12 protein-coding genes are annotated in these 15,183 nt (G+C 72.1%); 6 read left to right on the top strand and 6 right to left on the bottom strand.

Annotated elements, in window-relative coordinates:
* Window positions 1–14: 14 nt before the first annotated feature.
* Entirely contained in the window at window positions 15–452 is a 438-nt protein-coding gene (locus OG904_RS12420; protein ID WP_328299437.1) for a MarR family transcriptional regulator, read from the bottom strand.
* Window positions 453–571: 119 nt separating this feature from the next.
* Between OG904_RS12420 and OG904_RS12415 the strand changes: the two genes are divergently transcribed.
* Window positions 572–754, top strand: coding sequence for a hypothetical protein (locus OG904_RS12415; RefSeq protein WP_030156886.1), 183 nt, complete (start codon window positions 572–574; stop codon window positions 752–754).
* 167 nt (window positions 755–921) lie between these two features.
* On the opposite strand, the gene OG904_RS12410 is transcribed toward OG904_RS12415, so the two are convergent.
* Window positions 922–2,349 carry an NCS2 family permease gene (locus tag OG904_RS12410; protein ID WP_405490270.1) on the bottom strand — a complete coding sequence of 476 codons (1,428 nt, stop codon included), beginning with the start codon at window positions 2,347–2,349 and terminating at the stop codon, window positions 922–924.
* A 134-nt stretch (window positions 2,350–2,483) separates the two neighbouring features.
* Here OG904_RS12410 and OG904_RS12405 point away from each other — a divergent pair, with 134 nt between their 5' ends.
* Window positions 2,484–2,789, top strand: coding sequence for a DUF2530 domain-containing protein (locus OG904_RS12405; RefSeq protein WP_405490268.1), 306 nt, complete (start codon window positions 2,484–2,486; stop codon window positions 2,787–2,789).
* Window positions 2,790–3,078: 289 nt separating this feature from the next.
* Window positions 3,079–5,553, top strand: a complete 2,475-nt coding sequence (locus OG904_RS12400) for an HAD-IC family P-type ATPase (protein ID WP_405490266.1) — start codon at window positions 3,079–3,081, stop codon at window positions 5,551–5,553.
* A 57-nt stretch (window positions 5,554–5,610) separates the two neighbouring features.
* Here OG904_RS12400 and OG904_RS12395 read toward each other — a convergent pair whose 3' ends face one another.
* A complete protein-coding gene (locus tag OG904_RS12395; RefSeq protein WP_405490264.1) occupies window positions 5,611–6,795 on the bottom strand; it encodes an MFS transporter in 1,185 nt (394 codons plus the stop codon).
* 81 nt (window positions 6,796–6,876) lie between these two features.
* Here OG904_RS12395 and OG904_RS12390 point away from each other — a divergent pair, with 81 nt between their 5' ends.
* Together OG904_RS12390 and OG904_RS12385 are read left to right on the top strand one after the other, a co-directional pair.
* Entirely contained in the window at window positions 6,877–7,875 is a 999-nt protein-coding gene (locus OG904_RS12390) for a DUF5937 family protein (RefSeq protein WP_405490262.1), read from the top strand.
* Window positions 7,876–7,985: 110 nt separating this feature from the next.
* The gene (locus OG904_RS12385) at window positions 7,986–9,653 is read left to right on the top strand and encodes a hypothetical protein (protein ID WP_405490260.1); all 1,668 of its coding nucleotides are present in this window, start codon (window positions 7,986–7,988) and stop codon (window positions 9,651–9,653) included.
* 117 nt (window positions 9,654–9,770) lie between these two features.
* Here the strand turns inward: OG904_RS12385 and OG904_RS12380 are convergent, their stop codons facing one another.
* Window positions 9,771–12,926, bottom strand: coding sequence for a sacsin N-terminal ATP-binding-like domain-containing protein (locus OG904_RS12380; protein ID WP_405490258.1), 3,156 nt, complete (start codon window positions 12,924–12,926; stop codon window positions 9,771–9,773).
* A gap of 162 nt (window positions 12,927–13,088) precedes the next feature.
* Between OG904_RS12380 and OG904_RS12375 the strand changes: the two genes are divergently transcribed.
* Entirely contained in the window at window positions 13,089–13,673 is a 585-nt protein-coding gene (locus tag OG904_RS12375; RefSeq protein ID WP_405490256.1) for a TerD family protein, read from the top strand.
* Between the two features lie 15 nt (window positions 13,674–13,688).
* Here the strand turns inward: OG904_RS12375 and OG904_RS12370 are convergent, their stop codons facing one another.
* Window positions 13,689–14,327 (bottom strand): class F sortase, encoded by a 639-nt coding sequence (locus tag OG904_RS12370; RefSeq protein ID WP_405490254.1) that lies wholly within the window; start codon window positions 14,325–14,327, stop codon window positions 13,689–13,691.
* Window positions 14,320–15,105, bottom strand: coding sequence for a hypothetical protein (locus OG904_RS12365; RefSeq protein ID WP_405490252.1), 786 nt, complete (start codon window positions 15,103–15,105; stop codon window positions 14,320–14,322). Before OG904_RS12365 ends, OG904_RS12370 begins: the two co-directional genes overlap by 8 nt.
* Between the last annotated feature and the right edge of the window lie 78 nt (window positions 15,106–15,183).

Genomic DNA, 15,183 nt, shown 5'->3' with positions numbered 1-15,183 from the left:
TCCTGGCGTCGTTCCTACAGGTGCGCGAGCTTGTCCAGGACGGGCGCCGCTTCGCGGAGCTTGGCCCATTCGTCCTCGGTCAGCCCGGCCGCGAGCCCGGCCAGGAAGGCGTTGCGCTTGCGACGGCTCTCTTCGAGCATCGCCTCGGCCTCCTCCGTCTGGCGGACCACCTTCTGGCGGCGGTCGTCGGGGTGCGGTTCCAGCGTGACCAGTCCCTTGGCTTCCAGCAACGCGACGATGCGCGTCATCGACGGTGGCTGCACGTGCTCGCGTCGGGCCAGCTCACCCGGGGTGGCCTGGCCGCAGCGGGCGAGGGTGCCGAGCACCGACATCTCGGTCGGGCTCAGTGACTCGTCGACGCGCTGGTGCTTGAGGCGCCGGCCCAGCCGCATGACGGCAGAGCGGAGATCGTTCACGGCGGCGGCGTCGTCGCCATGGGAAAGGTCATGCATGTCTTTAGAGTAACTCATTACTCTACCTAAGGAACACCGGTTATCTGGTGTCACTCGTACGGGTGAGTCGGCTCCGGAAAGTGACACGCGTCCATGCCCTGTGCCCCGACTCTTTCGGCATGGGGACACATGTGCTGAGCATGCGCATAGACGGGGAGCTCCTCGACAGGCTCCGGACTCATGCCGCCAAACGCGGAATGAGCGTCCAGGACTATGTGGTCCGGACGCTCATTCGCGACGATTTCGACGAACGCTTCAAGGCGGCCGTCGACGAGACGGAGAAGTTCTACGGGCTCACGTGAGCCCGGCTCCTCCGGGCACCGGTCGTCACCGGTGCCGGGCACAGTGCCGTTCGGGGACAGGGCCGTTCGGGGACAGGGCCGTTCGGGCGCAGTGCCGTTCGGGCGCAGTGCCGTTCGGGCGCAGTGCCGTTCGGGCACAGTGCCGTTCGGGGACAGTGCCGTTCGGGTTACGTGAGGCCCAGGGCCGGCATCGCGTAGTAGAAGACGAACACCGCCGAGACGACGTACATGGCCACCGGGACCTCGCGGCCCCGGCCGGTCGCCAGCCGCAGTACGGAGAAGGCCACGAAGCCGATGCCGATGCCGTTGGTGATCGAGTACGTGAAGGGCATCATCACCATGGCCAGGAAGGCCGGGACGGCGATGGTGAAGTCGCTCCAGTCGATGTCCCTGACCGAGCCCGCCAGGATCAGGAAGCCGACCGCGATGAGCGCGGGGGTGGCGGCCTGCGAGGGGACCATCGTGGCGAGCGGGGTGAGGAACAGCGACACGGTGAAGAGACCGCCGGTCACGATGTTCGCCAGGCCCGTACGGGCGCCCTCGCCGACGCCGGCCGTGGACTCCACGAAGCAGGTGGTGGCCGAGGAGGAGGAGGCTCCGCCCGCGGCGACGGCCAGGCCGTCGACGAACAGCACCCGGTTGATGCCGGGGAAGGAGCCGTCCGGGCGCGTCAGCTTCGCCTCGTCGCCGACGCCCAGGATGGTCCCCATGGCGTCGAAGAAGCAGGACAGCAGCACCGTGAAGACGAAGAGGACCCCGGTCAGCACGCCGACCTTGCCGAAGCCGCCGAACGGGCTGACCTGACCGACGAGCCCGAAGTCGGGCGCGGCCACCGGGTTGCCCGGCCACTCCGGGACCGTCAGGCCCCAGGCCGCGTCCGGGAGCTTGGTGATCAGCTGGACGGCGAGCGCGGCGACGGTCATGGCCACGATGGAGATCAGGATCGCGCCGGGCGTCTTGCGGATGATGAGGGTCAGCGTGAGCAGCACGCCGATCACGAAGATCAGGACGGGCCAGCCGTGCAGGTGGCCGTTGGTGCCGAGCTGGAGCGGGACCGTGGTGTGCGCGAGGTCCGGCATGCGGGTGACGAAGCCCGAGTCGACCAGGCCGATCAGCATGATGAACAGGCCGATGCCGATCGCGATGCCCTTGCGCAGGCCGAGCGGGACGGCGTTCATGACCCGCTCGCGCAGGCCGGTCGCGACCAGCAGCATCACCACGAAGCCGGCCAGGACCACCATGCCCATGGCATCGGGCCAGCTCATCCGCGGGGCGAGCTGGAGGGCGACGACCGTGTTGACGCCGAGGCCGGCCGCGAGCGCGATCGGGACGTTGCCGATCACACCCATGAGGAGGGTGGTGAAGGCCGCGGTCAGGACGGTGGCGGTGACCAGCTGTCCGCCGTCGAGCTGATGCCCGTACATGTCCTTCGCGCTGCCCAGGATGATCGGGTTCAGCACGATGATGTAGGCCATCGCGAAGAAGGTGGCGAAGCCGCCGCGGACCTCGCGGCCGATCGTCGAGCCACGCTCGGAGATCTTGAAATAGCGGTCCACGGAAGAAGTGGGGGCCGACGTGGGGGCCGACGTGCTCATGGGGTCCTGGTCCTCATTGGTCGTTCATACGGCGAAAACGGGCCAAGCCCAAACCGTTTCAGTATGAACACATGAACGAAGGGGCGTCTATCTCCGCGCGTAGACCCTGCGCCGACCGGCCTAGACTTGGCCCCATGGCGAAATGGACTGCGCAGCACGAGGCCCCCGAGCCCCTCGAGGGTCCGATCGTCGGGACCGTCATGGGCGGGACGATCCTGTGGTTCGCCCTCTTCCTCTTCCAGCTCCCCTTCTACGGGTGGTTCGCGGACCGGGGGATGCTGTGGTGGGTCTGGACCTGCGCGGTCGGCGGGTTCCTCGGCCTGATCGGCCTCTGGTACGTCCGCGGCCGCGACGCGGCCCTCAAGCGCCACGCGGATGCGGCTGCGCCGGCCGCGCGGAGCGACTCCGACCGGCCGGGCGGGACTCCCCAGCCGGGCTAGCCCCCTCCCGCCAAGGCCGGCCCCCCCTCGGGCGGGCGCGGGGAGCCGGCCGGCCGTGCCCGGTAGGTGCGGCGCCGTTGCCGGGGGCTCCGCCCCCGGACCCCCGCGCCTCAAACGCCGGCGGGGCTGGTTCTGGTAGGTCAGACGCCGGCGGGGCTGGTTCCGGCCGGGCTCGCCGGTCGCGGCACCGCCCGTAAGGGCTACCAGCGGAGGATTCTGCTCATCCCGAAGTCGGATCTTCGGACTTCTCGGCGGGTGAACCGTTGAATCGCCCTTTACCGTCAAAAGCATGACGCAGCGGGCGAGGATCGAAGCAGACGGACCGGAGCCGGGCGGTGCCGGCGGAGCGGCCGCCGGGCTCGCCATCGACGCGGGCTCGGAACTCGACCCGGTGCACCCGTGCAAGCCGCCCGCGCCCCGATTCAAGCCCGCCGGTCTGACCACCGCCGAAGTCGCCGAACGCGTCGCCCGCGGAGCCGTCAACGACGTCCCCGTCCGCAGCAGCCGTTCCACGGCCGAGATCGTCCGCGCCAACGTCTTCACCCGCTTCAACGCCATCATCGGCGTCCTGTGGGTGATCATGCTCTTCGTCGCGCCGATCCAGGACAGCCTCTTCGGCTTCGTGATCATCGCGAACACCGGCATCGGCATCATCCAGGAGATGCGCGCCAAGAAGACCCTCGACGGCCTAGCCGTCATCGGCGAGGCCAAACCCAGCGTCCGCCGCGACGGCCGCACCGCCGAGATCTCCACCTCCGAGATCGTCCTCGACGACGTCATCGAGCTCGGCCCCGGCGACAAGGTCGTCGTCGACGGACTCGTCGGCGAGGCCGAGGGCCTGGAGATCGACGAGTCCCTCCTGACCGGCGAGGCCGACCCCGTCCTGAAGAAGCCCGGCGACCCGGTCATGTCCGGCTCGTTCGTCGTCGCCGGCGGCGGCGCCTTCACCGCCACCAAGGTCGGCCGCGAGGCCTACGCCGCCCAGCTGGCCGAAGAGGCCTCCCGCTTCACGCTCGTCCACTCCGAGCTGCGCACCGGCATCTCCACCATCCTCAAGTACGTCACCTGGATGATGATCCCGACCTCCATCGGCCTGATCATCAGCCAGCTGATCGTCAAGGACAACAACCTCAAGGAGGCCATCGCCCGCACCGTCGGCGGCATCGTCCCGATGATCCCCGAGGGCCTCGTCCTGCTCACCTCCGTCGCCTTCGCCATCGGAGTCATCCGGCTCGGCCGCAAGCAGTGCCTGGTCCAGGAACTCCCCGCCATCGAGGGCCTCGCCCGCGTCGACGTCGTCTGCCTCGACAAGACCGGCACCCTCACCGAAGGCGGCATGGACGTCACCGAGTGCCGCCCGCTCGGCGGCGCGGACGCCCCGTACGTCAAGAAGGTGCTCGGCGCGCTCGGTGAGAGCGACCCGCGCCCCAACGCCAGCCTCCAGGCGATCATCGACGCCTACCCGGACAGCGCCGAGTGGCGCTGCACCGAGTCCCTGCCCTTCTCCTCCGCCCGCAAGTACAGCGGCGCCAGCTTCAGCGAGGGCGACGGCGAGAACAACACCTGGCTCCTCGGGGCCCCCGACGTGCTGCTCCCGGCCGGAGACCCGGCGCTGGAGGAGATCAACGAGCTCAACGAGCAGGGCCTACGGGTCCTCCTGCTCGGCCGCGCCACCCGCGAACTCGACGACCCGGCCGTGGCCACCGGGGTCAGGCCCACCGCCCTGATCGTCCTGGAGCAGCGGCTGCGCCCCGACGCCGCCGACACCCTGCGCTACTTCGAGGACCAGAACGTCAAGGCCAAGGTCATTTCCGGCGACAACGCGGTCTCGGTCGGCGCGGTCGCCGGCAAGCTGGGCCTGCCCGGCGCGGAGAACACCGTCGACGCGCGGACGCTGCCCACCGACCGGGACGAGATGGCGGAGGTCCTCGACGGGAACGCCGTCTTCGGGCGCGTCACCCCGCAGCAGAAGCGCGACATGGTCGCCGCCCTCCAGTCCAGGGGACACACGGTCGCGATGACCGGCGACGGGGTCAACGACGTGCTCGCGCTCAAGGACGCCGACATCGGCGTCTCGATGGGCTCGGGCTCGGAGGCCACCCGCGCCGTCGCCCAGATCGTGCTCCTGAACAACAGCTTCTCCACCCTGCCCTCGGTGGTCGCCGAGGGCCGCCGGGTCATCGGCAACATCACCCGCGTCGCCACCCTCTTCCTCACGAAGACGGTCTACTCGGTGCTGCTGGCCATCCTGGTGGTCTGCTCGCAGGTCGAGTACCCGTTCCTGCCGCGCCACCTGACGCTGCTGTCCACGCTGACCATCGGCATCCCGGCCTTCTTCCTGGCCCTGGCCCCCAACAAGGAGCGGGCCAGGCCGCACTTCGTGAAACGCGTGATGCGGTACGCCATCCCGGGCGGGGTCATCGCCGCCGTCGCCACCTTCGTGACGTACGTGATCGCCCGCCACCACTACACCGGCCCCGACGCCCTCAAGGCCGAGACCAGCGCCGCGACGCTGGCGCTGTTCCTGACCTCGATGTGGGTGCTGGCGATCATCGCCCGCCCGTACACCTGGTGGCGGGTCGGCCTGGTCGGCGCGATGGGCGGAGCCTTCCTGATCGTCCTCGTCGTGCCCTGGCTGCAGGAGTTCTTCCAGCTCAAGCTGGAGGGGGCCGTGATGCCGTGGACGGCGGTGGGCATCGCCGCCGTGGCGGCCGTCCTGATCGAGTTCACCTTCCGGTGGGTGGACCGCAAGTTCCCGGCCTGAGAGCCGCCCGCCGATTCCCCGATTCTCCGGTTCCCCGATTCTCCGGTTCCCCGGGGACTACGCCGCCAGATCGTGCTCGGTACGGGCCGCGATCCGCGAGCGCAGGCCCAGGGTCGCCGCCGCGGCGAGCAGCCCGGCGGCGAGGGCCGACCACCACAGGGCCGCCGCGCCGAGGCCGGTGTAGAGGGTGACGCCCAGGGTGAGGGCGGCGAAGCGGCTGACGCCCCAGGTCCAGCTGAAGGCGCCCTGGTAGCGGCCGCGGGCGGTGGCCGGGGCCAGGTTCGCCACCACCGAGGCGGCGATTCCGGCGACGGAGAGCTCGCCGAGCGACCAGACGGCCACCGAGAAGACGTACCCGGCGACCGAGTCCGCGAGGCCGGTCAGGGCCACGCCGACGGCGATCAGCGCGCTGCCGGCCGCCTGCACCGGCAGCTGCGGCAGATCGGCCAGACGGGCCGTCACGAACGGCTGGAGCGCCACCACCAGAGCGGCGTTGACCGCGGCCAGGGTCCCGTACACCACCGGGGAGAGCCCGCTGTCGCGGACGGCCATCGGCAGCGCCACCTCGGTCAGGGAGTACACGAACAGCTGGATGCCGAACACCGGGAGCAGCGCGAGCAGCAGCCGGTCGCGCAGGACGACCCCGTAGCCCAGGCCCGCGGACTTCTCCGGAGCGGTGCGGGCCGGCTCGCGCAGCCGGGTGGCGACCACGGTCGCGTAGACGAGCGCCGTCCCGGCGTCGACGGCGAAGAGCAGCCAGTACCCGTGCGCGGCCAGGAAACCGCCGAGGACGCCGGCGACGGCCGTACCGATGTTGACCCCCCAGCCGAACAGCGCGTACGCCCGCCGGCGCCATCCGGTGTCCACCGAGTCGGCCAGCAGCGCGTACGCGGCGGGCCCGACGGTGGCCCCGGCGGTGCTGAGGAGCAGGGCCGAGGCGGCCATCGTCCAGATTCCCGGTGCCAGGAACAGCGCGCCCTGCGCGACGGCGGAGCCGAGGAGCCCGATCAGCATCGTCGGGCGGCGGCCGATCCGGTCGGCCAGCAGTCCGCCGATGGCCGGGCCGAGCAGGTTGCCGGCGCCCAGGGCGCCGAGGACGAAGGAGATGTCGGATCCGGTGATGCCCCGGTCGGCCAGCAGGAAGACCAGGAACGGGGTGACGAGGTAGCCGAGCCGGTTGACGACCGTGCCGGCGAACAGGGTCCAGACGACGGGCGGGAGACCGCGGAAGGAGGAGGGCATGGGAGGAGCCTGTTCCCGCGCCGCCGTACGCCCTATTGATTAAGGTGGGGCCGAATCCATCGGCAACCCGGGGGCGGGCACATGGAGTACTCACTCACCTTCTCCGCGTCGGATCTGGCGCAGACCCGCTTCGCGGTGTCTCCCATGTGGGAGGTCGTCACCAGCTTCCGGCTGCTGAGGGACGAGACCGGGTCGCCGCTGCACCGAGACTGGGCCGCTCAGGTGCGGCCCAGGCTGGTGCGGGCGGGCCTGGACCGGGGCTGGCTGGCCGCCCTGATCCCGGGCGGCGGCTACCTCGCGGACTTCCTCAACCCGACCCCCGCCGGACCCTTCCCCGAGCTCTCCGCCGAACTGGAGGCCATCCGCCGCAGCACTCCGCAGCAGGTGCGCTCCGACCTCGACGAGCTCGCGCGCAAGTCCCGCCGTCCCTCGCCGCGGCTGCGGCTGCTCCACGAGGATCCCGGGGCGGTGCTGGTGAAGGTCACCGAAGAGATCGAGACGTACTGGGAGTTCGCGCTCGCCCCCTACTGGTCGCGGGTCCGCCGGCTGCTGGAGGCGGATGTCTTCCACCGGGCCCGGCAGGTCGCCGAGCACGGCGCGGCGCACGTCCTGAACGAACTCCACGACTCCGTCAGCTGGGACGAGGGGACCCTGCGCATGGTCCGGCGCCAGTGCGCGCTGCACCGGGACGAGGCGGCCGCGGGGCTGCTGCTCGTGCCCTCGGCCTTCGCCTGGCCCCGCGTACTGACCCGCTCGGTGGCGCCCGAGCCGCCCCAGCTGGCCTACCCGGCCCGGGGCATCGGCACCCTGTGGGAGCCCCGGGCCACCAAGGCCTCCGATGCGGTCGCCGCCGTACTCGGGCGCTCCCGGACCCTGCTCCTCGCCGAACTGGACACCCCGGCCTCCACCACCCAACTGGCCCGGAGCAGCGGCCTGTCCGCCGCCGCCGTCTCCCAGCACCTGATCGCGCTGCGCAACGCGGGACTGGTCACCGGCCACCGCGCCGGCCGCTCGGTGCTGTACGCCCGCACGGCCATCGCGGACGCGCTCCTGACTCCGGTGGGGGCCGGGACCGGGTAGTGCGGTGCACCCCGCCAGCAGAAATGTCAGTGCGAGATGGTAATCCTTCTGGAAGATTACGGCCGATGACTTCGGTCGATGTCACATTTCCCAGGGGGGGGAAGCACCACATGAAACTCGTTCGTGCGCTACCGACGGCGGCCCTGGCCCTGGCGCTCGGCCTGTCGGCCGCGGCGCCGGCGGCCGCCGCCGGCGATCCCGCGGCGCCCAAGGTCACCGCGCCCCGGACCAGCCCCACCCCCGGCTTCGCCGGTGAGGGCAGCTCCTCCGACTGCTACACCGACCCGTACTCCGGGTCGGGTGCGGGCTGGCTCGGTCCGGGCGACGTCACGCTCCGCGCCACGGTCGGCTCCCCGTCGAGCACGCAGTTCCAGACGACGTTCCAGCTCTGGGACACCGCGTACGGGGGCAAGCGCACCGACTTCCCGACGGGCTGGTCCGGTTCCGAAGCCCGTACGGCCGTCCCCGCCGACCAGCTGAAGGACGGCGGGCAGTACGCCTGGCGGGCCCGGGCCACCGACGGGAAGCTGACCGGCGCCTACACGTCGTGGTGCTACTTCCGGGTCGACGCCACGTCGCCGACCGCCGAGGTCACCACGGACGCGAGCCCCAAGAAGGTCGGCGAGGAGGCCACCTTCACCCTGAAGGGCACCGACACCGGATCGGAGCTCGCCTGCGCCCGCTGGCAGACGGACGCGGTCTTCAGCGTCGGCTGGAAGTGCTCGGACGAGGCCACGGACTCCCACGTCGTGCGGCTGACGGACGGCGCGGCCGCCATCAAGGTCAAGCCCGCCAACTGGGGCACCCAGTTCGTCTACCTCCAGACGATGGACAACGCGGGCAACACCTCCCAGCCCGCCAACGTCTCCTACTACGCCCAGCAGAGCACCGCCCCCGCCGCCTTCGGCGACATCGACGCCGACGCCAAGGCGGACGTCCTCGTCCCGGACGCGGCCGGCAACCTCCGCAAGCGGGGTGCGAACCCGCTGGACGCCCCCAACGCGCGGGCCGCCGCCGCCCCGGGCGGCAGCGAGAGCTGGGCGGGGATCCAGTACACCCACCGCGGCACGCTGGGCCAGGTGCAGCAGGTCGACGACCTGCTGGCGCACGTCCCCGGCGCCGCCGGGCTGTACCTCTTCCGCAACAACGGCGCCGGCCTGTTCACCGAGCAGTCCGCGATCTCCGTCGACAAGCCCGACGTCTGCCGGAACCCCGAGCGCGCGAGGATCGACTGCGCCGAGTACGGCCTCGGCGAGGACTGGTCGAAGGTGACGCGGATCGCGGCGTACGGTTCGCAGCGGGGTGACGGCCCGGTCGGGGCCATGCTGCCGGGCACCTCGGTGCTGTTCGTCGAGAACGGCCGTCTGTGGCTGGTGGAACGCGGCTACAACAACGGCCTGGAGAGCCAGGCGATCCTCATCTCGGGCACCGAGTCCCGCTGGGCGGGCTACGAGCTGCTCACCCCGGGCCGGGCGCAGGGCACGGACTTCCCCACCCTGTGGGCGCGTTCCACGACCGACGGCACGATCCGGGCCTTCACCATCGGCGGGACGCCCAACGCCCAGGACTTCTCGGCCTTCGCCGACCCGTCCGCCGGGCCGGTCATCGGCACCCTGGCCCCGGCCGCCCATCCGCGCGTCGGCTCCGACGGCGACCTCACGGGCGACGGCATCCCGGACCTCTGGTCCGCCGACGCCTCCGGCAAGGTCACGGTCTTCCCGGGCAGGGGGACGGCGGCCCCGCACCCGAAGGTCACGGGCTTCGCCAAGGCCCTCTGAGCGATACGAAGGCAGCTGCACGAAGGCAGCTGCACCAGTACGGCTCCGGTGCCCCGAAGGGGGCGCCGGAGCCGTTTCTGCGGTTCCTGCGGATTCTGCGGATTCCGCGGGCGGACCTCAGTCGAACCAGCGGTCCCGGGCCAGTTCCGCCGTCCGGGAGGGGTCCTCCAGGAGGGCCGCGACCTCGAAGCGGCGCGGCCACTGGCCCGCCGCCCAGGCGAGGGCCGCGGCCACGCCCTCCAGGGTGGAGGCGTGCAGGGTGCCGTCCGGGGTGCGGCGCCAGTCCAGCTCGACGCCGCCCGCCAGGAGTTCCTCGTGTTCCAGGTACCGGGCCGGGGTGGCCGGGCCGAGGAGGTGCAGGACCGATTCGGGGACCTCGTGCTCCTCGCCCTCGGTGGTGACCTCCGCCGGGACCGTCTCCGAGAGCCGGCGGACCTGGAACAGCTCCGCCAGGTCGGCGGCCCGGGACGGGGCCACGGGCAGCAGCGGGAGACCGGCCGTCAGGGGGAGCAGGTCCGGGGCGTCCGCGATCACCGCGTCGGCCGCGTCCACCACGACCACCTCGCCGTCGATGACCGCACGCAACTCGTCGGGCAGGGTGACCTGTTCGGGGTCCAGATCGGCCAGGGCCCCGTACAGGGCGTGCAGCTGGCGTCCGCCGACCTCGCGGTCCGGGTCGGCGAGGCGGCCCAGGAGCTCGGCCGCGCCGCCGGGTTCGTCCAGCAGGGCGGGCACGCTGGTGCGTACGCCGAGCGCCCGCAGGACCTGCTCGTCCTCGAATCCGGTGGCGTCCGCCGGGGTGTAGAGGCCCGCCAGCAGCGGGTCCCCGCCCGCCGCGCGCAGGCCCGCCGGGCGCCGGCCGTCCAGGACCGGGTGGTCGCGCAGCCACCAGGCGGTGTACGGGCGCACGGACCGGGTGGTGCCGTCCGGGAGCAGGACCCGGACTGGCTGGGTCAGGGCGTCGCGCAGCGGCGGCCGGGCGAGCATGGCCAGGGCCTGGGGCCAGCAGTCGTCGTCGACCAGGTCGAGGTCCCGTACGGCGACCAGCTCGGTGGCGACCGGCGGAACGGGGGTGTCCGGGAGCTGGTCCAGGACGTCCTCGCACCACACGTCGACCGCGTCCAGCAGGCCGGCGTCGTCGGGTTCGGCGAAGTCCCCGTCGCGGGGCTCCAGTTCGTCGGGATCCAGGACCACGTCGGTGGCGCGGACCAGCTGGAACTCGGCCAGCACCCCGACGGCGGTGAGGGTCCGCGCGTCCCAGCGCTCCACCAGCTCGGCGTCCACGTACGGGATCTCGTCCTCGCGGATGACGGAGGCCAGCGGGGAGCCGGGGAGCAGGAGTTCGCCGGCCGGGGTCGGCTCGCCGTCCTCGTCGGGCAGGGCGAGCGCGCCCAGCCACGGCTCGTCGCCGGGCGAGAGCTCGGCGTCCCGGACCAGTCCGAGGACGATGTCGGCCAGTTCCCCGGCGTCGAGGGCGTCCTCGTCCCAGATCTCCCCGGAGTCCATGGAGGCCGCGACGGCGGCCCGCACCTGCGGGGTGGTCAGGACGGCGCGCGGGCCGGCCGGGAGTGCGCCGAGCTTCTCCAGCAGCGGGTGCACGGCGTCCGGGTGGGCCACCTTCAGGCCGAGCCGGGCCAGCATTTCGGGGCTGCTCGTCCCCGGGGTGTCCGCGCCGGGCAGCAGGATGTGCCGGGGCCCGATCGCGGTGCGCCCGTCGGCCAGCGGCACCGGGAGGCCGGAGAGCCGGTCGGGGTCGACGCCCGCGAGGCTGTCGTAGAGCCGGTGCCACCAGTCGGGGGTCCGCTCGATGCCCGCGATCCGCTCGATGGCCTCGCCCAGCGGCAGCCGGCCGACGCCCAGGGTGCGCAGTTCGGGGCGGCGCTCCAGCCCGGCGGGGAGCAGGGTCGGCAGCACCTCCGCGAGGACCCGTACGGTGTCGGCGCCCGCGCCCTCCACCACCTCGGCCTCGAAGGGGCGCAGGGCGGCGCGCTCCAGCGGTTCGCCCTCCGCGGGCTCCTCGGGCGGTGCGGCGGGCGCGAGGAAGGCCGTACGGGGCAGGCGTTTGAGGACGGCCCCGCGCAGGGCCCCGTCGAGCTCGCCCTTGCCGAGCGGGCCGGGTACGAGGTCCACGAGCGCGGTGCTCACGGGGTCCCAGGAGCCGAGCAGTTCGGCGTACGCGTCGGCCGCGCGCTCCACCAGGAAGTCGGTCAGCGGCCCCGGCGCGGGGTGGCGGCGGGTGGTGTCCAGCGGCAGGGTCGCGATGAGCAGCGCCGGGATGCCCAGCGGTTCGTCGGTCGGGGTCGGTGCGTGCACCACGGCCGCGGTGGCGGGGCGGACCGGGGCGCCTTCGGCGTCGACGGGGACCGACCAGGACACCGCCCAGACGGGCCGCAGCCGTTCCTCGACGGGCCGGTCGGCGAGCAGTGCCTTCTCGATGGGGCCGGAGTGGCGGACGGTGCGCCAGCGCTTGGTGTCCGAGGCGGAGTCGGAGATGACGGTGTACGGGCCTTCGGTGCGGCGCGTCAGCGTCCGCACGCCCCCGGACGGGGTGTCCACGACCACCTCGGCCAGCCCGGGCAGGGTCAGCAGCAGGGCGTCGTCGACGGCGGCGAGCAGCCGCTGGGCCAGCTCCTCGGCGGCGGCGTCGCGCAGCGGCAGCACCACGACGGTGTCGTAGCCCTCGGGCGCGGTTCCCTCGGCGGGCAACGGGAGCCGCAGCAGCGGGACGTGGCCGTCGCGGCGGCGCAGCTCCTCGCTGAGTCCGGGGCTGCCGACGCACGCACCGCGGGCCAGCTCGCGGGCCTCGGCCAGCGACCAGCGGACCCCGCCGTGCCGGCCGAGGACGGCGGGCTCGTCGGAGACGGCGAGTACGGCGGCGAAGCCGACGCCGAAGCGGCCGACGCTGCCGGCGGAGTCGTCCCGCTTGGCGGAGGCGCGCAGGGTGGACAGCGATTCCACGCCGGTGGCGTCAAGCGGGGCACCGGTGTTGGCGGCGGCGAGCACCGCGTGGCCGTCGGGCTGGTCGGTGCCCGCGTGCAGGGTGAGCCGCAGCCGGCCGGGCACCCCGGCGCGGGCGGCCGCGTCGGCGGCGTTCTGCGCGAGCTCGACGACGAGCCGGTCGCGGTAGCCGCCGAGCGCCAGGTCCTCCTCGGCGTTGGCGTCCTCGCGGAACCGGGCCGGACCCGCGCCCCAGGCGTCGAGCACCCCGCGCCGCAGCCGGGCCGTGCCGAAGGGGTCCACGCCGTCCCGGGCCGCCGTCACTCGCACGCTCACGCCGCTGCCTCCAAGCTGTACCGCCCTGTACGGCACCCACCGAACACCGGATGCCGAGGTCCTGAAGGTATCGCGTACGGCCGCACCCGGATCCACGAGGCCGCCGGCGTCGCGGCTCAGGCACACTTCATGGGTCGGATTCGGCCTATCTATGAGGTGCCCATGATTACGCTCACCAAGGAAGACGGCCCGGCGGACCTGGGCGGTGTGACCCATCTGTCCATCGGGGTGTCCTGGGACCCGACCGCGGGCAGCAGCGGTGGCCTGATGGGCAAGTTCAAGCGGAAGACCGGAACGGACCTGGACCTGATCGCGATCGCGATGCAGGGCTCGGACCCGGTCCGCCTCGCGGGCCTGGACTCCCTGGATCCGATGGGCAACGGCTCGCTGCTCCACAGCGGGGACAACCAGACCGGCCACGGCGACGGCGACGACGAGACGGTGACCGTCGAGTTCTCCCGGATACCGGGCAACGTCACGGCCATCGTCTTCGTCGCCGCCGCGTACAAGAAGGGCAGTTCCTTCCAGAGCGCGCGCAACATCAGCTTCAAGGTGTACGACGCCACGGGCGGCTCCAGCCAGCAGGTCGCCGACATCTGGCCGAGCCTGCTCGGTACCGACAACGGCTGTGCCGTGGCCAAGGCGGTCCGTGACGGCGCCGGCTGGAAGCTGGTCGTCATCAACGAGACCGGCAAGATCAAGCCGGGCGACGAGCAGGCCCTGATGCGCTTCGCGATCAGCAAGTAGCGGGGGGCCGCCCGGTCATGCCTGGCCGGTGAGGTGCGCGAACACCACGACGTTGGCGTCCCAGTGGCGGTCCTTGGTGAGGTCGCCGCCGCAGGTGATGATGCGGAGCTCCGCCTTGCCGTGGGTGTCCCCGTAGACCTTGTCGGTCGGGAACCGGTCCTTCTTGAAGGTGTCGACCGAGTCGACTGAGAAGACGGCCGTGGTGCCGTCGTCCCGCTTGACCTCGATCTTCTCGTCCTTCTTCAGCTTCTTGAGGTTGTAGAAGACGGCCTCGGCCACCTGGGGTGTGTCCATGTGCCCGACGATGGCGGCCGCGCCCTTCTCCCCGGGGGTCGGGCCGTCCTTGTACCAGGCCGCGTCCTTGGGCTTGGCGAAGTCGGGCTCCTGCATGACTCCTTGGGCGTCCAGTCCGACGGTGTCGAGCGGGGCGTCGACCTTGATGTCCGGGATCACGATGCGGTCCGGGACGGAGGGCTTCAGCACCGAAGCGGCCTTCGCGTCGGCCGGGTTGTTCTTGACCGCGCCGGTGTCGCCGCCGGAGGAGCAGGCGGTCGCGAGGAAGACGGTGAGGGCCGACGCGCCCGCCAGGGCGGCCGCGCGCACTGCGCGGCCGCTCCGGCGGGGGGCGCGGGCAGAAGTGGACTGCTCAGCCATTGTCTGCGGCATCCGAGGGGACCCAGCCGAGGGGGGCCTGGCCGGTGTTGACGGAACCCTTGGGGGTCTTGTGCTGGTCCGGGGTGACCGGGGACGGCTTGGGCTTCGGGGTGCCCGTGGCATCGGTGGAGAACTTCACGGTGTCGAACTTCTTGCCGTCCGCGAAGGCGTCGACGCCGTAGTAGCCGGACTTGACGTTGTTGGAGACGACCGCGGTGCCGGTCCAGACGCCCTTGCCGTCGTTCTTCAGGTTGACCTGGCCGCCGAAGGCGTCGGACTTGATGAACGCGCTCTTCTCGTTCGGCGCCGTCTTGATGGTGACCCGGATCTTCTCGCCGGGCTTGCCGCTGTCCTTGGACAGGCTGACGGCGGACTCCGGCGGCTTCGGGGCGTCGGACTTGACGGTCAGCTGCGCGGTGGCCTGGATCTTCTTGCCGTCGGGGCCCGTGCCGGTGAGGGAGACGCCGTAGGTGCCGGCGGGGACCTTGGCGACGGTGGCGGTGGCGCCGCGGCCGTCGGTCATCTTGACGTCGTCCAGGGCCTTGGACGAGATGGAGAGGTTCGTCGAACCGTCCGGGACCTCCATCGAGAGCTGGATGGAGTCGCCCGCCTTGGCCGAGGAGGTCGACAGCTTCAGGGCCACCGGCGCGGCGTGGGTGTCGGTGCCGGGGCTGCTCGACGCCGTGGGGGTGGCATCGGCGGCGAACGCGACGGTGGGGACCGCCAGGGCCATCGACGAGGCGAGGGCGATCGCCGAGAGGGTGAGTGCCTTGCGCATGGGGTTCCTCCTGAACGGGCCGGGGTTCGTTCCCGGCACACCAGACATGAGGGACATCCTGGGGTGCTTGGTTGCGGC

This window comes from Streptomyces sp. NBC_00096 (assembly GCF_045041305.1).
Lineage (GTDB): Bacteria > Actinomycetota > Actinomycetes > Streptomycetales > Streptomycetaceae > Streptomyces.
This window is presented reverse-complemented; position numbering and strand designations above follow the sequence as displayed.

Coding starts and splice junctions, on each gene's coding strand:
- OG904_RS12375 (WP_405490256.1), top strand. CDS start 13,089: ATGATTACGCTCACCAAGGAAGACGGCCCGGCGGACCTGGGCGGTGTG.
- OG904_RS12365 (WP_405490252.1), bottom strand. CDS start 15,105: ATGCGCAAGGCACTCACCCTCTCGGCGATCGCCCTCGCCTCGTCGATG.
- OG904_RS12405 (WP_405490268.1), top strand. CDS start 2,484: ATGGCGAAATGGACTGCGCAGCACGAGGCCCCCGAGCCCCTCGAGGGT.
- OG904_RS12385 (WP_405490260.1), top strand. CDS start 7,986: ATGAAACTCGTTCGTGCGCTACCGACGGCGGCCCTGGCCCTGGCGCTC.
- OG904_RS12395 (WP_405490264.1), bottom strand. CDS start 6,795: ATGCCCTCCTCCTTCCGCGGTCTCCCGCCCGTCGTCTGGACCCTGTTC.
- OG904_RS12415 (WP_030156886.1), top strand. CDS start 572: ATGGGGACACATGTGCTGAGCATGCGCATAGACGGGGAGCTCCTCGAC.
- OG904_RS12410 (WP_405490270.1), bottom strand. CDS start 2,349: ATGAGCACGTCGGCCCCCACGTCGGCCCCCACTTCTTCCGTGGACCGC.
- OG904_RS12370 (WP_405490254.1), bottom strand. CDS start 14,327: ATGGCTGAGCAGTCCACTTCTGCCCGCGCCCCCCGCCGGAGCGGCCGC.
- OG904_RS12400 (WP_405490266.1), top strand. CDS start 3,079: ATGACGCAGCGGGCGAGGATCGAAGCAGACGGACCGGAGCCGGGCGGT.
- OG904_RS12390 (WP_405490262.1), top strand. CDS start 6,877: ATGGAGTACTCACTCACCTTCTCCGCGTCGGATCTGGCGCAGACCCGC.
- OG904_RS12420 (WP_328299437.1), bottom strand. CDS start 452: ATGCATGACCTTTCCCATGGCGACGACGCCGCCGCCGTGAACGATCTC.